Genomic DNA, 15,270 nt, shown 5'->3' on the forward strand with positions numbered 1-15,270 from the left:
AAGACGCACTGACTATAGGGTCAAGCGATCACCACTCTCCTATGACGGGTCACAATACGCGGCATTCCAAGCGCAAAAATAGCCTCATAGCGGTACCTAAACGCCTGATATCGACATGCAGTGCGCCTCATTAGGACAGAAGCGTCACATTGGGTTGATCCCGCACCTAAGCAGGCGTGATCGGAGCACGCCGTGCAATGCCAAACGCCAGCAGGCAGCCAAGCCCGCAACAGCCCACCACCAGGCACATCGGCCATGGGGTACCATCGGCCATGCGGCTGACCCACAGGCTTGCCAGCCCCCCAAAGGCGAACTGCATCGAGATGCCCAGAGCAACGCTCGCCCCCGCCTGCTTCGGGAACATATTCATCAGGCTCGCTGTGCAATTTGCCCCCAGCAAACCTGTCACCCCCATGTACAACATCAGGCACAACACAATACTGTTCAGGCCACCCCTCTGCGTATATCCCGATATCATCAACGCCAGCCCTGCCCCACCTGCCACCCAGGCACCGAAGCCCAGCATGCGTTGCGGCCCAAGGCGCGTAACCCAGCGGGCATTGATAAAGCTCACCGCAATGATGCCGAGGATATTAAGGCCAAACAGCGCACTGAACGTGCGCGGCGACACACCGAAGTACTCCAGGTACACAAAGGGCGAGGCCGTGATAAAAGCGAATACCCCGCCAAACGTCAGTGACATACATAGGATCAACGCCACCCCGCGCGGTTGTCGGAAAATGCTCGGATAAGCCGCAAACGCCGCCTTCACTGATGCGCCTCGCGCCTGCGGCGGTAAGCTCTCATTCAAGCCCATGCTGACCATCAGCAGGCACAGCCCGCAGAGGATGAACAGCACCGCGAATATGGTGCGCCAGCCGTCGATCAGTACCAGCCAGGTACCCACCATGGGCGCAACCAGCGTCGCCATCATCGTCAGCATTTGCATCCAAGACAGCACTTTGGCGGCCTGCGCCAGACCGAATAGATCCCGAGCCACCGTTCTGGCCAGCACCATTGCACCGGCCCCGCCAAGCGCCTGGATAAAGCGCCAAGCGATCAATTGCTCGATGTTTGCGGCAAACAGACAACCCAGCGTCCCCAGCCCGTACAGCACCAGGCTTCCCAGCAGCAATGGGCGCCGTCCATAGCGGTCCGACAGCGGGCCGTAAAACAGCATGCCCAGGCACAAGCCCGCGAGGAAGGCGCTGATCGTATGCTGCACGTGAGCCGTACTGCTCGACAGTTCAACAGCAATCTGCGGCAGGCTGGGCAAGTAAGTATCGATGGAAAACGGCACAAAAGCCGTCAGCGAGGCCAGCAACGCGACCTGGCGCAGAGTGGGTTTCATTCCGCCAGCGCAAGGTGGTCGAGAAAGTCTGCAACCAGCCCATTAAAGATCGCGACCTGGTCATCATGAACATAGTGACTGGCATCGGCGACCTCCACCGTCTGCACATGTGGGTTGCTGGCACTCATTGCTTGCAGCGTCGCCGGGGGCAGGAAGTCCGAGCGAGCGCCGCGAATGAACAGACTCGGGCAATCCAATGCGCGCACTGCGGGCCACAGGTCCGTAGGCTCGATACTCAGCCGTGCCTCGGCGATTCCCTTTTGATCATGGCGCCAGGTAATCGCACCTTCGCGCTCTTGCATCGAATGCGTTAGCCGCGATGCCAGACCGTGTTCCGACAACCCCGGACGCGAAGCCTGCCAGAATGCGCGCGCCGCTTCCCAGCTCTCGAACCTCAACGGCGTCTGGCCCATCTCGCGACGAATACGCGCAGCGCCATCACCCTGGCTTGAGGAGCCTGGCCCGATATCCTCAATGATCAATCCAAGCAAGCGGCCAGGGTGTTGCCGCGCATACTCAAGAGCGTTGGCGCCGCCCAGTGAGTGCCCCAGCAATACAAAACGCTGCAGGCCCAGATAAGCAATCAGATCTTCAAGGTCCTCGACATAGGACTGGGTATGGTAGGTGGCCGGCTTAGCCCAGTCACTCAATCCCCGACCGCGCTGGTCCAGGGCGTAGACACAATAATCCTCCCCCAGGGATTGCACCAGCGACTCCCACGTCTGGGCGTAGGCTCGCAAGCCGTGCAGCATAACCATGGGCACACCGGTCGATGCACCCCAGCGCAAAAAGTGCAGGCGCAAGCCCGAGCGATTGGTAAAGAAACAGCTTTGAGAAGGCATGGTGTGTTCCTTTAGAAACGATCAAAGCGATAAGGGCTTGGGTCAATGATCGGCGCGTGTCCACTGACCAGGTCCGCCGCGAGATGCCCCGCCGCTGGCGACGTGCCGAAGCCATGCCCGGAGAACCCGGTGGCCACCGTCAACCCCGGGATCTTCGCGACCGGCCCGATGACCGGATTGGAATCCGGTGTTACATCGATAGTGCCCGCCCAGGCGTGGGCAATCCGCGCCTGTTCAAACACCGGCCAGGCAGCAATCAGGTTGTTCATCGCGTCGCCGTTGAGCCGTGGATTGGCCGCTGGATCCTGCACCCTGACGCGCTCGAACGGGCTGACGCTGTCGGCGCGCCAACGCCGTGCCAGCGCCAGGTCATTAATAAACGGCTTGCCCAGCGACACGTTCAGCACACTGCGTTGCGCACGGAACTGCGGCATGTATTGCTTGGCGAGCAACAGGTGGTCGAGGGTCAGGAAGGCATCCAACTTACCGCGTTGGGTAATGATGAAACCGCCGTCCTTATGCTTGCGAAACGAAAAGTCCGGCGCGCCGACAGCAATCTCTGTCGGCCCGTCCATGGGGTGGGTACGCAGTACCGAGCAGGTCAACGGCAAGGTTGGCAACGAGACGCCGAGGTTGCCCAGAAAGCGACGTGACCACATGCCCCCTGCGAGCAATACGTGATCACAGCGAATTTCACCTTTTTCCGTGACCACGCCACTCACCACACCTGCGGACATTTGCAGTGTACGCACCGCGCACTGCTCAACGATCACTACGCCCATGGCCATGGCAGCCTTGGCAATCGCGCTGCTGGCCAGCGTCGGTTCGGCACGCGCATCGGAGGGCGTAAAGATGGCGCCGGCCCAGTCACCCACGCCGCCGGGCACCAGTGCGTCAATCTCACGCTTGCTGAGCAGGCGCGAATCCAGCGACAAGTGCTCCACCGACTTGAGCCAGCTTTCGTGCATTGCCATTTGCGCCGGGGTGCGCCCGACAAACATGATGCCTTCCTGGCGATACCCCACATCTGTCCCTACCCGCTCAGGCATCTGCGCCCACAAGCGGTCAGCGGCGAGGGCCAGTGGGATGTCGGCCGCGTGGCGGCTGGTCTTGCGCACCCAGCCCAGGTTGCGGGATGACTGCTCGGCGGCGATCCGGCCTTTCTCCACGACCACCACCGAGATATTGCGCTCGGCGAGGGTCAGCGCAGCCGTCAGGCCGATGATACCGCCGCCAATGATGACGACGGAGGTCGCGGGAGGACACACAGTGGAGGTTGTCACGGGCGCAATTGTCGGGGCCATGGTCAAGACTCGGTAAGCGAATAAGGACGGCCACGCCTGCGCACGGCCGCGTGACGATTATTGCGACAGGCGAATGACCTCGACCTGCGCCTTCGACGCGTTGCGATACGCTGTCACTTCCAACTCAACTTTGTAGACCGTCGAGCCCAGGGGTGGACACGTGACGGTGCTGGCTGGGTCGACGCCGCGAAACTTTTCGCCGATCAGGCCCATCACGGCCGGCACATCCTTGGGATCCTGGATAAACACCCGAGAACACACCACATCGGCCAGGCTCGCATCGACGACTTTCAGGGCTGACTCGATATTGGCAAACACCTGGTGTGTCTGCTCCAGGACATCTTCCGGAATCAGCTTGGTCTGCGGGTTGCGGCCAGCGGTGTTGGACACGTAGATCCAGTTGTCCACCACCACCAAGCGCGAATAACTGGCCTGGTCTTCGAACGGTGAACCGGTCTTGAGCTTGATGATTTTTGTCATGTCGAGTACCTCGTCGGATTGAATGAAGGTGTGGCTCAGCGCAGCTCCGGGGTTTCCCACAGGTTCAAGGTCACGCCGATGCCTTGCTTGATGGCGTTGCGGTACACCACCGTGCCCCAGGCCACGTCTTCGACGGGCATGCCGCCCACCGACATGATGATGATTTCCTCATCATTCCTGCGGCCAGGCGCGGCCCCGGCGATGATCTTGCCGATGTCCTCGACGTCGTCGAGCTGCATCTTGCCTTCGGCAATCATGTCCATGAAGCGCACGCCAATCACCGGCACATTGTGATGCGCGGGCTTGGGCAATTCTTCGAACCAGGCCTGGTAGAGACCGGTGTTGTCGAGCACCTTGCGTACGTCAGGCTGCTCCATGCCTGCGTCAAGCGAGCACGACGCCGGCATCGCGAGAAAGGCGCCTGGCTTGACCCACTCACGCCGCACAATTGGGTAGATTGAGGGGTCGCCCGTGGCACCAGAGCTACAATAAGTAACAAGGTCCGAGTCGCGGACCACCGCTTCAAGGGTGTCGACCACTTCTATCGTGATGATCTGCGGATAAGTGTGTTTGACCCACGCGATAAAGTCGTCGAGGCTCTTCTGGCCACGGCCCTTGATCTTCAATGTGTCGATATGCGGGCACACAGCGATAAAAGCCGCCAAGGTGGTCTTGCCCATGACGCCAGGCCCCAGCAGGCCGACGACTTTCGAGTCCTTGCGCGCCAGGTGGCGTGCACCCACGCCGGGAATTGCACCGGTGCGATAAGCGGACAGCAGGTTGGCTGACATATGGGCCAACGGCGCGCCGGTATCGGGGTCGTTCAGGGTGAACATCAGGATGGAGCGCGGCAGGCCTTTTTCGCGGTTGGCGATATTGGAGCCGTACCATTTCACCCCAGCGGTGCAAAAACTGCCGCCCAGGTAAGCTGGCATAGCCATCATGCGCCGATCAGCCGTGGGCTTGGGCATGTTCGGGAACGGCGATTCCTGCGGAAAAATCACCATCGCACCATGGGAATCATTGTTCGGGCCGGCCATGCGGTAGTCACCGGCATACAGCAAGCCGAACATCTCCTCCATGGTATTCACGCAGGCCAGCATGTCGGTCACACCCGCGCGGATCATGTCCTGCTCGGAGAGGTAGATAAAGTCGATTTTTGTAGTTGTAGACATAGTTATTCTCGGACTGAAGGTGATATCACTGCGGTAGGCGCAGCTCCACGCTGTCGAGATCGAGTATCAGGCGGTGGGTATCGGCGGTATTGTAAATTTCGGACATGCTGATCACGCCAACACGCGAATAGTTGGCGTGATTAATGCGTTAAATTTCCCGTAGCGCGGCCTTCCCTAGGTACAACCATGATCAAACCGAGCGTGCCGACTCCCCGGCACCACACAGCGAACGAACAGCCTTGGTTCGTGCTCAACTCTTCACGCTATTCGGTGATGCCTTGCGCGCACCCGGCGATCTCGCATTTCTATGCGTTCGATGTGGCGCAATCGGCCAACCTGCTGGCCGTACCGGACGGCTGTGTAGACATTTTGTTCGACTGTGATGCGACACGCCCCACGGCGCGAATCTGCGGCACTCCGTTGGTTGCCCAGGCCGTCGAGTTGCACCAGCACCACCACTACTTCGGCGTGCGCTTTGCACCGGGGGTCATTCCCGGCTTCGTCAATGTGCTCGCCGAGGAGTTGACCGAACGCGAACTCGACCTGCTAGAGGTCTCCGAATTTGCCCAACGCATATTCGAAAGCATCGTCCAGGCACCGCTGCTGGGCGATCAGATGCGGCTGTTCAACGACTACCTGACCCCACGCCTGATGGGCAAGACATCGAAACTCACCGCCATGATCATCCAGCAGGCGCTGCGCCATCGCGGCGATATTCGCATCCAGCAACTCGAAGAACTCAGCGGCTACACCAGCCGTACCCTGCACCGCCAGTTCAATCAGGACACCGGCATGTCACCCAAGACGTTTTGCCGGATCATCCGCTGCCAGGCGGCCCTGGACACCCTCAACACCCAGCACGATGTATCGTTTTCACAGTTGGCCCTCGACCTGGGCTTTTCCGATCAATCGCACTTCCTGCGCGATTTCAAGAAACTGGTCAGCACCACCCCCTGCGACTACCAACGCACAATGACCCAAAACGCCTACACCGACAGGATCAGCTACGCCTGATCACACGATGCGCAAATAAATCCGCGTCTCCATCGTTTCTCCATAAAACCTCCCATGAAAGCGCATGCTCGTGGTGCACAGTAGTCTTCGTCGCAACAGGCTAATTCGCCATACTGCGGCGACCGAACAGCACGACCGAGCGGACCATGACAGAATCACACCGAGTATCGACACCCACGGACCTCGCGGACAAACGCCAGGCGTTGATATTGATCGCCGAAGACGAACCCGAAATCGCCGACATCCTGAGCGCCTATCTCAAGCGCAGTGGCTTCCAGACCGCCCATGCCCTGGATGGCCGCCGCGCCCTTGAACTGCATCAATCGCTCAAGCCTGACCTGGTGTTGCTGGACGTGCTGATGCCGAACCTGGACGGCTGGATGGTACTGGCCGAGATCCGGCACCGAGGCACCACCCCCGTGATCATGCTGACTGCCCAGGATCAGGACATGGACAAACTCATGGGCCTGCGCATCGGTGCCGACGACTACATCGTCAAACCGTTCAACCCGGCCGAAGTCGTCGCCAGGACCCAGGCGGTACTGCGGCGCTCGCTCGATCATGGCTATGCCACCCGCCCCAGCGTACTGCGGGTGAACGCCTTTGAAATCGACATCGACAGCCATGAAGTCAGTGTGCAGATCGGGGCACACAAGCACCCGCTCAACCTGACGGTGACCGAGTTCAGGTTGTTGGCCCAATTGGCCAAGGCCCCAAAGCGCGTATTCAGTCGCGCCGAATTACTGGCCCTGTGTTCGCCCGAAAGCGACAGCCTGGAGCGCACCGTCGACAGCCATATCAGCAAGCTGCGGCGCAAAATCGAAGATCTGGGCCTGCAGGGCGTACCGGCCAGTATCCGTGGGGTCGGCTACCGATTCGGGAGCACCCCATGAGGATCGCCAACAGTTTGAGCCGGCAGATCATTTTGTCGATGTCCGCCGTGGTGCTCTGCGTGATCGCACTGGCGGTGGTCGGTTCCTATGTGTTTTACGCGTTGCTCTGGATGTTCTGGCCGCCGTCGGATCTGGACGTGGACGAATGGCTGCCCACCGGAGTGGAGTGGGCATGGATGGCACTGATCACCTGCATCAGCCTGGCAGTGGGCGCCGTGGTCGCGATCAAACTGTCCCGACGCATTCTGATGCCCTTGAACTCGGTCGCAACCAGCCTGCGCCGCCTCGCCGACGGCGACCTCGATGCCCGGGCAACCGCCTCCAACCGCTCATTGGCGGAGGCCACCGTGTTAGTGGATGACTTCAACAGCATGGCCGATAGATTGAAACGCATGGCCGAGGAACAATCCTTCTGGAATGCCGCCATTGCACACGAACTGCGCACTCCGCTGACCATCCTGCGTGGCCGCCTGCAAGGGTTGGCGGAAGGCGTGTTCACCCCGGACCAGGCGCAGTTCTACAGTCTGCTGAACCAGGTGGAAGGACTGACGCGCCTGATCGAAGACCTGCGGGTAGTGGGCCTGGCAGACAATGGCTACCTCGAAGTCCACATCCAAAGCGCCGACCTGGCTGAGGAAATCGAGGCAGACGCTCGCCTGTTCGAACCGGGCCTGCTTGCATCCGGGTTCGTGCTGCATCTGGATCTGCTTGAACGGCCTGTGCAGTGTGATCCCGCCAGGATCCGCCAAGCGTTGCTGGCCATGCTGGACAATCTGAGACGGCATGCCACCCCAGGCAATGTCACGGTGCGCCTGAGCAGCCAGGATGGCCTGAACACCTTGAGTGTCGCGGACGAGGGTCCGGGCATAGAAGAGGCCTTCGCAACGCACATCTTCGAACCGTTCCAGCGCGGGGAAAGTTCGCGCTCCCGTGCCCAGGGCGGCAGCGGCCTGGGGCTCGCCGTGGTGCGCGCGATAGCCCTGTCCCACCAAGGCAGCGTGACCTGCCGGAACCTGAACAACGGCGGCACCTTATTCGAACTGAGCTGGCCCGACCAACTGGTCGCCATCTAACCTCAACCGCCCCAGGTGAAGGCATGCGCCTCTCTATTTTCAGGGTCAATCGGTACCGCCACTTTGCCTTGCTCGACACACAGGGACGTTGTATCGCTTTCAAGAGCTGCGAAGGGATTCCAGAGAACGGCAAATGGGTGCAAGTCAACGAAGTCAATCTGGCCTGGCTGAACCGCGCGCTGCCTGCGCGCGCCATGGCCAAGTCAAACACCCGCCCCTTGTAGGTCAGCCTGGGATTGCCTGTATGCCTATCAACTATCGTGATCGAAACTTGATTGACGTGACGCTGCTTGAAGACTCGGTACGTCTCTACAGCGCCAAGCTCAAGAGGTTGCAACGATTCTGGATCCCCCTGCAAAAGCAGGCACCCCGCCTGGTGTTGTCATTGTGGATCCTGGGTGTTATCGCCTCGCTGTTCAGCCAGTCCTATTACCACTGGTTATTTACCGCGCCGGCCATTTGCCTGCTGATCATCCTCGAAATCGTGATCGAAGAAGTCCAGATCGACTTGTTACTGATGACCGAGGAGACGCGCTATCTGCTCGACGTCACCCACGGTCTTTATACCGCAACCCTCAGTTCCCACCCCCGTACTCTGCGTAAGCCAGGTGCCCCATGCCCTCCGTCACACCTCCACTCCTGATCGAGCACAGCCGCAAGATCGGGCAACAGTCCGCCAGCCGGACGCTCAAGGCGATCGCCAAAGCTTATCCGGGCAAGTTGTTCGGCACCCTGTCGTTGGTCGCATTGGAAAACGCCCTGCTGCTCGCCTATCCCTTGTTTGCGGGGTTTGCCGTAGACGCCATGCTCCGTGGCGACGCCGGCAACGCCCTGCTCTACGCCGTCGTGGTCCTGGGCTTCTGGGTGGTGGGCGCCGCCCGGCGAGCCCTGGACACTCGCACATTTACGCGTATCTACGCCGACCTTGCAGTGCCGGTGATTCTTAACCAGCGCCTGCAACGACACAGCACCTCCAAGGCCGCCGCACGGGTGGTATTGGCACGGGAATTCGTCGATTTTTTCGAAAAACACGTGCCCACGATTGCCACGGCGCTGGTCTCGATCATCGGCGCGGCCGCTATGTTGCTGGCGATTGAACCCTGGGTCGGCCTGGCGTGCCTGCTGGCGCTGGCGCTCTGTTTCGTCGTGGTGCCTAGCTTTGCGCGGCGCAACCAGCGCTTGCATGAGCGCTTGAACAACCGTCTGGAAAAGGAAATCAGCCTGGTGGAAAGGATCGGCGCGCACACCTTGCGTCGTCACTATCAGGTGCTGTCGCGCCTGCGTATCTGGCTATCGGACCGTGAGGCCATCGCCTTTCTCACCATCGGTGTTTTGGCGGCCTTGCTCTTTGTGGTCGCCATCAGCCAACTGGCATTGGCGCCTGCAGTGAAAGCCGGCCATATCTATGCGGTGATGACTTACCTGTGGACGTTTGTCAGTTGCCTGGATGAAGCCCCCAGCGTGGTCGACCAATTGGCTCGGCTCAAGGACATCGGCAAACGCGTGGATCCGGGTTTGAACGAGGCGGCCTGATCCCTCGCCTATTCAGAGGTTCGCTCGTTGGGTTTCCGACGGAGACTCGCCAAACAACTCGCGGTAATGCGCGGCGAAGTGGCTCAGATGGAAAAAACCCATTGCCACCGCCACATCGCCGACGTTCTGGCTGCAGGCCGGGGTCGTGATCAACTGCCGGCGTACCGCGTTAAGCCGCAGGTTGCGCAGGTACTCGACCGGGCGCATGCCGGTCACCGCCTGGAAACTGTTCTGCAGGGTCCGTCGGCTGACCCGCAGGTGTTCGCACAGGTCGAGAATGCTCAGTGGCGTGTCGCCGCTGGCATCGATCAACTCCTGGCAACGCTTGACCAGGTAGGCACTCACGGCGAAGTTGCCACGCCGGCAACGTACTTCGTCGGTGGCGTTGCTGAACAGATCGAGAAAGGCGCCAAGCAGCTCGTCTTCGAGCATCTTTTCGGCGCAGGCACTGATAGGGTCCGTCTGTTGCAATAGGTGACGAAACAGCGGGTAGATACGCTGGCGTATCCGCAACAGTAACGCGTCATCCACGCAAATCTGGGAACGGGTGGTGACGCGCTTGAGTTGGTCGCTGGACAATTCGAAGGCGGCGAGTTTGGCAAAACGTACGGTGTCGACGTTAAGCGCGAAGAAATGCGTGCCTTCGGGCGCATGCAATACAAACTCCTCGCCATCGCGTAACAGCACCACGTTGTGCGCGCCCACCTGCTGCCCCTGTACCACCGGTGCACTGCCCAACGACATGGCCACGCACAGTCGTCCTTTAGGCGCAAAGCCACGCTGCACCACGCGCTTGTCCAGCACTTCCTGGAAGATCTGAAAGCGCTCGGCAGACAATTGGCGCAGCCCACTGGTCAGGCAGCCACGCCCCAGTTGGTCATACACTTGCCGCCAGCCCTGGATGGAGCAGGCGTGCAATTGAGGATCATTGAAGGTTCGAACTTCAGCAAGCATGGTCGTCGTTCCTCGGGGGCCCCGTTGTCGTCATCGGCCTGAAGGGGACTGGAGTCATCCTTGACGGCAGCTAGGGCTCACACTGCGGCAGTGTCCGCAGTGAAAAGCAAAGCCAGTTCCGTGCCAAACATCTGCAGGCGGTAGGTGCAGGGCTGGATATTCATTGGCGCCAATAGCGCGCCAGACAGCACCACTTGCCCGGCTTCCACCGGTTGACCATCGGCCAGCAGCCGGCGTATCAGCCAGCACAGATTGGCCAGCGGTGGATCTTCCCGGCCTTGGGTCTCCCCTTCGCCGCAGATCGCGCCTGCGCATTCCAGGCGAAACGCCACGTTGGCATGTTCGACAGGGTCGAAAACGGTTCTGGGCCCCAGGCAATACAAGCCCGCCGCCGCGTTGTCGGCCAGAAAGGCCCCTACCCCGAACGTCCACTCCTGCCAACGGCAGTCGGCAATCTCGAACGCGGGTGCCACCTCGGCAATTGCGGCCAGGATGTCTTCATCGCTGTAGTCACCTGGCGCCAGGCTGCGACCCAGCACAATCGCCACTTCGACTTCCAGCTTGGGCTGGATCAACCGTGAAAGCGCCACCGCCGTGTTCGACGGCACGCGCATCTGATCGGTCAGGCCGCCATACACCGGTTCGTCAATGCCGAAGCGCCGTTGCGCGGCGCTGCCAGCGAAGGCGATCTTCCAACCGCTGAACTGTTCGCCCGCCGCCAGGCGCACATCCAGCGCCTGGCGTTGCAGTGCGTAGCCGCTGCGCAGGTCCAATGCCTCGGGGGCCAGTGGCGCAATCGCTTGCACCGCACACGTGGCCCGGTCTAACTGGCTCAATACGCCCGTATCGATGCTCATGACAGTTGCCCCGCTAACTTGCGTAATACCGCGTCAAGCCGCTCCGGCGTGGTGATGGCGGCAACAAACCGATCTGGACGCACCACGACGATGCAATCGCGCACCCTGGAAAACCATTCACCGAGACGGTTATCCACATCTTCCACGCTGATGGCGTCCGTGGCCGTCAATGGCTGGTTGCGGACCGGACCGCTGCGCGAACGATTGACCTGGATAAAGCGCATGTCCCAGCGAGCCCAGAACGTTGCCATTTCTTCGCTCAGTTGCTCACGTGGATTGACCCGGTAACCCAGCACCGCGTAGGAATTGCCCAGCACGTCATCCAGACGCCGGCGTTGCCCCTGGGCGTCTTCGATATACGGCTGCACAAACAGCTGGCCGACCAGGTCGTCTTCGCGCAGTTCCGCACGCTCGTGATAGACCAGCCCTTTGGTGATGGTCGCCTTGGGTTTGAACTTGAACTCCAGCAGGTGCGAGCGCAGGTTATCGACGCTGTTCACCGCCTGGAACAACCAGTCGCGCACGCCGGCCATCAACGGGTTGGTCAGCCCCAAGACCGTGCCCATATTGTCGGCCAGGGCCACCAGTTCGGTGGCGTGTCCGCGACGTTCCTGGTCGTAGCTGGCGAGGATCCCATGGGACGCGCGCCCCTGGATGATCGCCGCCAGTTTCCAGGCCACGTTGGCCACGTCGCGCAGCCCGGAATTAAGGCCCTGCCCGGCCCAGGGTGGCGATATATGCGCAGCATCGCCGACCAGTGCCACACGCCCCTGGACAAACCGCGCCGCCACCCGTGAATGGTGGGTGTAGGCGCGGATACGGATGATATTCAACGCGTCCACCGCATCGCCGATATGCCCACGGATGAGGTCGCGGATGGTACTTTCTTCGCACATCTTCGCCTCATCTTCGCCCTCCATCAGCATGAACTCCCAGCGCCGCTGCTGGTAGGGCAAGTAGATGCACACGAAGGGTCGCTGCGGGTCGGCATGCAGTGCGGTATAAGGCGCATCGAGGGTGTCATTGGCGACATCCACCACCACCCATTTGCGCGCATGGGTCAGCCCCAGCAGTTCGACGCCCAGCTTTTTGCGTACCGTGGAGCGCCCGCCATCGGCGCCGATCACGTAATCGGCGCGCATCTGATAGACCTCGCCCTCGGCATCGCGCACCTGCAGGGTCACGCCCTCCCCATCCTGCTCCAGCTCCAGCATTTCATGGCCCTGGTGCAACACCACACTGCTGCGCTGCCCCAGGGTTTCGCGCAGCGTGCCTTCGAGCAGCTGCTGCATGAAGATGTTGCGCATGGGCCAGCCGTAATGCGCGGTACTGGGCTTGACCTCGGCAAAACACACACCACGGGCGTTGTAATAGCGCAGCGGCACGTCGCAGATCATGTCGCGCACGGCCAATTCGGCAATGCCGATAGCCTGCAACACGCGCAGCGCTTCATCGTCCATGCCCACCGCACGCGGGTACGGCAGTATGCAGTCGGCGAGTTCAAGGACGACGCAGTCGATACCGTACATCCCCATATAGTGCGCGGCCGTGATCCCATTGGGCCCGCCCCCGACAATCACAACCTGGGTCTTCTCCTGCTTCATCGCTATTCACCGCTTTCTTGTTGTGGTTTTAAACCGGCGTTGCCAAGGCCGCACGCCTGCAATCAGTGCAGCCCATCAATACCTTTGATGTCTTCGGCCAGCAGGCCACCCAGCCGGGCATGCAAGCGGCCACGGGTGGCGAAGGCCCAGATCACGATGACTTCATCCGGCGCGGGGCCATCGCCGAACATCAGCGACATGCTGTCGTAGTGGGAACGCACGTAGAGCGCATCCTTGTGTGCCAGCGGTACGTCGATGGTCGAACCGGGTCCGCCGCGCTTGCCGGTGGACGGCACCCACGACTTGCCACCCCCCAGCGCGACGCGAATCGGATCGGCGGCCGGGTTGGTCAGAAACGCGTTGCCGTGCTCGTATTCGCCCGCGCTGCCGACCAGGATCGCCTTACCATAGCTGACGATTTCATGGGCACCGGCCAGTGCCTGTATGCGCCGGCCGAACTCTTCGCCCAACAGCGGCGATGGATCGACCAGCTCGGCAAGCGACTCGCTGTAGCGACCGGCATAGGGGTTGGCGATCACGGCGGCAATCGCGTACTTGAACAGCGGCTCGCCATCGGCCAGTTGGCCGGTTTCGTTGGCCAAGGTTTCTTCGACGAAGCTGTACCATTTGCGGATGTGATACGTAGCAAAATTCGCGGTTTTCATCAGCATTGCCTCAAAGTGGGTCGAGTGGATCGAGGTTGAAATGTCGGCTCGGCGCGCCGGCAGCCTTGAAACGGGCCTTGCCGCGCGCATCGTCGTGTTCGGTTTCGAGAAAGAATTCCATGCGATTGCCGTCAGGGTCGTTGAAGTACACGCCATGACCGATCTCGTGATCGGTGATCTTCACCACCTCGACGCCCTTGCCCAGCAACATGCCGTAAAGCTGGCGCAAGGTGGTCATGTCCCCGGCGATTTCCAGGCCGTAATGTTGCAGCCCCAGGCCACCTTGATGGGCGCCGGGGTCGGCGCGAATCAAGGCGATGTCGTGGTGCTTGCCGCCAAACGCCATCATGACCCAGCTCTCGCCTCGGGCACTTTCGTGCATGCCCAGGATGTCGGCGTACCAGCGCGCCGATACGTCAGGGTCACTGACCCAGAGCGATAGGTGAGTCCGCAGGATCTCGATCTTCATGGCGGTATACCTCAGTGCTTTTTGACGATGGATTGATGCCCGGACTTGATCTGCGCAACCGCAGGCGTCCAGAGCACATCAGCGATCTCGCTGAATTCCCGCCAATGCTTCTGCCAGCCTTCACCGCCGTTGTCGGAGGTGAACAAATGCCCGTACTTGGTGCCCGCCACGATCTGTCGCGGGTTGGCCGGGTTGAAGGCAATCGCCCAGACGCAGGAGTTGGGCTGCTGTGGCAGCGGCAGCACGTTCCAACTGAGCGCGGCATCGCGGGACACCAGGATCTTGCTGGTGGTGCCGGGCGTACCATCGGAAATACTCAGGTACAGCTCGTTTTGCGTGCCCAACGGCGCGTTCATGGCGCGTATGTAGTACAGGCCGAAGGCTTCGCGACCAATGATGCCGGTCCAGGTCAGCCCCTCGTCCAGACTGCGGTACACCGCATTGACGCAGACCACCACGATGACTTTCTCGCCGTGATTGGGCAGTACCAGGATGTTGTGGACGTCCGAGTTGTAGTCCCACAGCAGTCGGTCATCGACGCGGGTCCAACTGTCGCCGCCGTCCCGCGAATGGAACAACCCGCCCTCCTCCAGGCCGAACCACAGCTGGTTGCGGTCGGTGGGGTCATAGGCGAAGGCCAGCAGGCGTGGGCGGCTGACACCGTCGCAGAACTCCGGAATCTCAACCGGGGCACGGTCCCAGCTCAGGCCGGCGTCGAGGGTGCGCCATAACACGGCGCGCGATGGCGCACCGGTGCCAACAAAAATCCGTTTGGCGTCCTGCGGGTCGACGGCGACTTTCCATACCGTCTCGCCGTTGAATGGCGAATCGACGCGCTGCCAATGGCCACCGGTGTCGCGGCTGACGCACAAGCCCACGTCCGTGCCGGCGTAGATCACTTCGGGTGCGTCGGGATGCACGCTCAGGGATCGGGTGATTGCATCGAACTCAAGGTCTTGTCCCAGGCCCAGGCGATGCCAGGTACGGCCATCGTCGGCACTGCGGATCACCGCTTGACCCACGGTGGCGACTAAAAGGGTTCCGTTACTCATCACA

General features: G+C 60.9%; 17 protein-coding genes. 6 read left to right on the forward strand and 11 right to left on the reverse strand.

Annotation, left to right across the window (positions count from 1 at the left end):
• Positions 1 to 166: 166 nt before the first annotated feature.
• The 5 genes from ACI512_RS19505 to ACI512_RS19525 are packed head-to-tail and all read right to left on the reverse strand — an operon-like array spanning position 167 to position 5,152.
• Positions 167 to 1,351, reverse strand: coding sequence for a multidrug effflux MFS transporter (locus tag ACI512_RS19505; protein WP_236379916.1), 1,185 nt, complete (start codon positions 1,349 to 1,351; stop codon positions 167 to 169).
• Entirely contained in the window at positions 1,348 to 2,193 is an 846-nt protein-coding gene (locus ACI512_RS19510; protein WP_236379913.1) for an alpha/beta fold hydrolase, read from the reverse strand. Before ACI512_RS19510 ends, ACI512_RS19505 begins: the two co-directional genes overlap by 4 nt.
• An 11-nt stretch (positions 2,194 to 2,204) precedes the next feature.
• On the reverse strand, positions 2,205 to 3,497 hold the full coding sequence (locus ACI512_RS19515; protein ID WP_236379911.1) for an FAD-binding oxidoreductase: 1,293 nt from the start codon (positions 3,495 to 3,497) through the stop codon (positions 2,205 to 2,207).
• A 57-nt stretch (positions 3,498 to 3,554) separates the two neighbouring features.
• Positions 3,555 to 3,977: a RidA family protein gene (locus tag ACI512_RS19520; protein ID WP_012724249.1), complete on the reverse strand. Its 423-nt coding sequence runs from the start codon at positions 3,975 to 3,977 to the stop codon at positions 3,555 to 3,557.
• A 35-nt stretch (positions 3,978 to 4,012) separates the two neighbouring features.
• Complete coding sequence (locus tag ACI512_RS19525; RefSeq protein WP_236379909.1) at positions 4,013 to 5,152, reverse strand: tyramine oxidase subunit B; 1,140 nt, start codon at positions 5,150 to 5,152, stop codon at positions 4,013 to 4,015.
• 186 nt (positions 5,153 to 5,338) lie between these two features.
• Between ACI512_RS19525 and ACI512_RS19530 the strand changes: the two genes are divergently transcribed.
• The 6 genes from ACI512_RS19530 (at position 5,339) to ACI512_RS19555 (ending at position 9,665) form a co-directional block, all read left to right on the forward strand.
• Complete coding sequence (locus ACI512_RS19530) at positions 5,339 to 6,166, forward strand: AraC family transcriptional regulator (protein ID WP_236379906.1); 828 nt, start codon at positions 5,339 to 5,341, stop codon at positions 6,164 to 6,166.
• 146 nt (positions 6,167 to 6,312) lie between these two features.
• Positions 6,313 to 7,059: a response regulator gene (locus tag ACI512_RS19535; protein ID WP_236379904.1), complete on the forward strand. Its 747-nt coding sequence runs from the start codon at positions 6,313 to 6,315 to the stop codon at positions 7,057 to 7,059.
• Entirely contained in the window at positions 7,056 to 8,132 is a 1,077-nt protein-coding gene (locus tag ACI512_RS19540; RefSeq protein WP_236379902.1) for an ATP-binding protein, read from the forward strand. Before ACI512_RS19535 ends, ACI512_RS19540 begins: the two co-directional genes overlap by 4 nt.
• A gap of 23 nt (positions 8,133 to 8,155) precedes the next feature.
• Positions 8,156 to 8,356 carry a hypothetical protein gene (locus ACI512_RS19545; RefSeq protein WP_012724254.1) on the forward strand — a complete coding sequence of 67 codons (201 nt, stop codon included), beginning with the start codon at positions 8,156 to 8,158 and terminating at the stop codon, positions 8,354 to 8,356.
• A 20-nt stretch (positions 8,357 to 8,376) separates the two neighbouring features.
• A complete protein-coding gene (locus ACI512_RS19550; protein WP_236379900.1) occupies positions 8,377 to 8,775 on the forward strand; it encodes a hypothetical protein in 399 nt (132 codons plus the stop codon).
• Positions 8,748 to 9,665: an ABC transporter six-transmembrane domain-containing protein gene (locus ACI512_RS19555; RefSeq protein WP_236379897.1), complete on the forward strand. Its 918-nt coding sequence runs from the start codon at positions 8,748 to 8,750 to the stop codon at positions 9,663 to 9,665. The genes ACI512_RS19550 and ACI512_RS19555 overlap by 28 nt, the downstream gene beginning before the upstream one ends.
• A gap of 12 nt (positions 9,666 to 9,677) precedes the next feature.
• Here ACI512_RS19555 and ACI512_RS19560 read toward each other — a convergent pair whose 3' ends face one another.
• From ACI512_RS19560 to ACI512_RS19585, 6 genes are all read right to left on the reverse strand, one after another.
• The gene (locus ACI512_RS19560; RefSeq protein WP_126570237.1) at positions 9,678 to 10,619 is read right to left on the reverse strand and encodes a helix-turn-helix domain-containing protein; all 942 of its coding nucleotides are present in this window, start codon (positions 10,617 to 10,619) and stop codon (positions 9,678 to 9,680) included.
• A 77-nt stretch (positions 10,620 to 10,696) separates the two neighbouring features.
• Positions 10,697 to 11,476 carry a 2-keto-4-pentenoate hydratase gene (locus tag ACI512_RS19565; protein ID WP_236379895.1) on the reverse strand — a complete coding sequence of 260 codons (780 nt, stop codon included), beginning with the start codon at positions 11,474 to 11,476 and terminating at the stop codon, positions 10,697 to 10,699.
• Complete coding sequence (locus tag ACI512_RS19570; RefSeq protein ID WP_236379893.1) at positions 11,473 to 13,080, reverse strand: bifunctional 3-(3-hydroxy-phenyl)propionate/3-hydroxycinnamic acid hydroxylase; 1,608 nt, start codon at positions 13,078 to 13,080, stop codon at positions 11,473 to 11,475. The genes ACI512_RS19565 and ACI512_RS19570 overlap by 4 nt, the downstream gene beginning before the upstream one ends.
• Positions 13,081 to 13,142: 62 nt before the next feature.
• The gene (locus ACI512_RS19575) at positions 13,143 to 13,745 is read right to left on the reverse strand and encodes an amino acid synthesis family protein (protein WP_043206254.1); all 603 of its coding nucleotides are present in this window, start codon (positions 13,743 to 13,745) and stop codon (positions 13,143 to 13,145) included.
• A 10-nt stretch (positions 13,746 to 13,755) separates the two neighbouring features.
• Entirely contained in the window at positions 13,756 to 14,214 is a 459-nt protein-coding gene (locus ACI512_RS19580; protein ID WP_012724261.1) for a VOC family protein, read from the reverse strand.
• A gap of 11 nt (positions 14,215 to 14,225) precedes the next feature.
• A complete protein-coding gene (locus ACI512_RS19585) occupies positions 14,226 to 15,266 on the reverse strand; it encodes a glycosyl hydrolase (RefSeq protein WP_236379890.1) in 1,041 nt (346 codons plus the stop codon).
• Between the last annotated feature and the right edge of the window lie 4 nt (positions 15,267 to 15,270).

Origin of the sequence: Pseudomonas petroselini (assembly GCF_045037875.1) — a bacterium.
In the GTDB taxonomy this organism is placed as follows: Bacteria; Pseudomonadota; Gammaproteobacteria; order Pseudomonadales; family Pseudomonadaceae; genus Aquipseudomonas; species Aquipseudomonas petroselini.

What these genes read in the sequence shown, in the direction of transcription:
- ACI512_RS19505 (WP_236379916.1), bottom strand. Translation starts at nt 1,351, where the DNA reads ATGAAACCCACTCTGCGCCAGGTCGCGTTGCTGGCCTCGCTGACGGCT.
- ACI512_RS19510 (WP_236379913.1), bottom strand. Translation starts at nt 2,193, where the DNA reads ATGCCTTCTCAAAGCTGTTTCTTTACCAATCGCTCGGGCTTGCGCCTG.
- ACI512_RS19515 (WP_236379911.1), bottom strand. Translation starts at nt 3,497, where the DNA reads ATGGCCCCGACAATTGCGCCCGTGACAACCTCCACTGTGTGTCCTCCC.
- ACI512_RS19520 (WP_012724249.1), bottom strand. Translation starts at nt 3,977, where the DNA reads ATGACAAAAATCATCAAGCTCAAGACCGGTTCACCGTTCGAAGACCAG.
- ACI512_RS19525 (WP_236379909.1), bottom strand. Translation starts at nt 5,152, where the DNA reads ATGTCTACAACTACAAAAATCGACTTTATCTACCTCTCCGAGCAGGAC.
- ACI512_RS19530 (WP_236379906.1), top strand. Translation starts at nt 5,339, where the DNA reads ATGATCAAACCGAGCGTGCCGACTCCCCGGCACCACACAGCGAACGAA.
- ACI512_RS19535 (WP_236379904.1), top strand. Translation starts at nt 6,313, where the DNA reads ATGACAGAATCACACCGAGTATCGACACCCACGGACCTCGCGGACAAA.
- ACI512_RS19540 (WP_236379902.1), top strand. Translation starts at nt 7,056, where the DNA reads ATGAGGATCGCCAACAGTTTGAGCCGGCAGATCATTTTGTCGATGTCC.
- ACI512_RS19545 (WP_012724254.1), top strand. Translation starts at nt 8,156, where the DNA reads ATGCGCCTCTCTATTTTCAGGGTCAATCGGTACCGCCACTTTGCCTTG.
- ACI512_RS19550 (WP_236379900.1), top strand. Translation starts at nt 8,377, where the DNA reads ATGCCTATCAACTATCGTGATCGAAACTTGATTGACGTGACGCTGCTT.
- ACI512_RS19555 (WP_236379897.1), top strand. Translation starts at nt 8,748, where the DNA reads ATGCCCTCCGTCACACCTCCACTCCTGATCGAGCACAGCCGCAAGATC.
- ACI512_RS19560 (WP_126570237.1), bottom strand. Translation starts at nt 10,619, where the DNA reads ATGCTTGCTGAAGTTCGAACCTTCAATGATCCTCAATTGCACGCCTGC.
- ACI512_RS19565 (WP_236379895.1), bottom strand. Translation starts at nt 11,476, where the DNA reads ATGAGCATCGATACGGGCGTATTGAGCCAGTTAGACCGGGCCACGTGT.
- ACI512_RS19570 (WP_236379893.1), bottom strand. Translation starts at nt 13,080, where the DNA reads ATGAAGCAGGAGAAGACCCAGGTTGTGATTGTCGGGGGCGGGCCCAAT.
- ACI512_RS19575 (WP_043206254.1), bottom strand. Translation starts at nt 13,745, where the DNA reads ATGAAAACCGCGAATTTTGCTACGTATCACATCCGCAAATGGTACAGC.
- ACI512_RS19580 (WP_012724261.1), bottom strand. Translation starts at nt 14,214, where the DNA reads ATGAAGATCGAGATCCTGCGGACTCACCTATCGCTCTGGGTCAGTGAC.
- ACI512_RS19585 (WP_236379890.1), bottom strand. Translation starts at nt 15,266, where the DNA reads ATGAGTAACGGAACCCTTTTAGTCGCCACCGTGGGTCAAGCGGTGATC.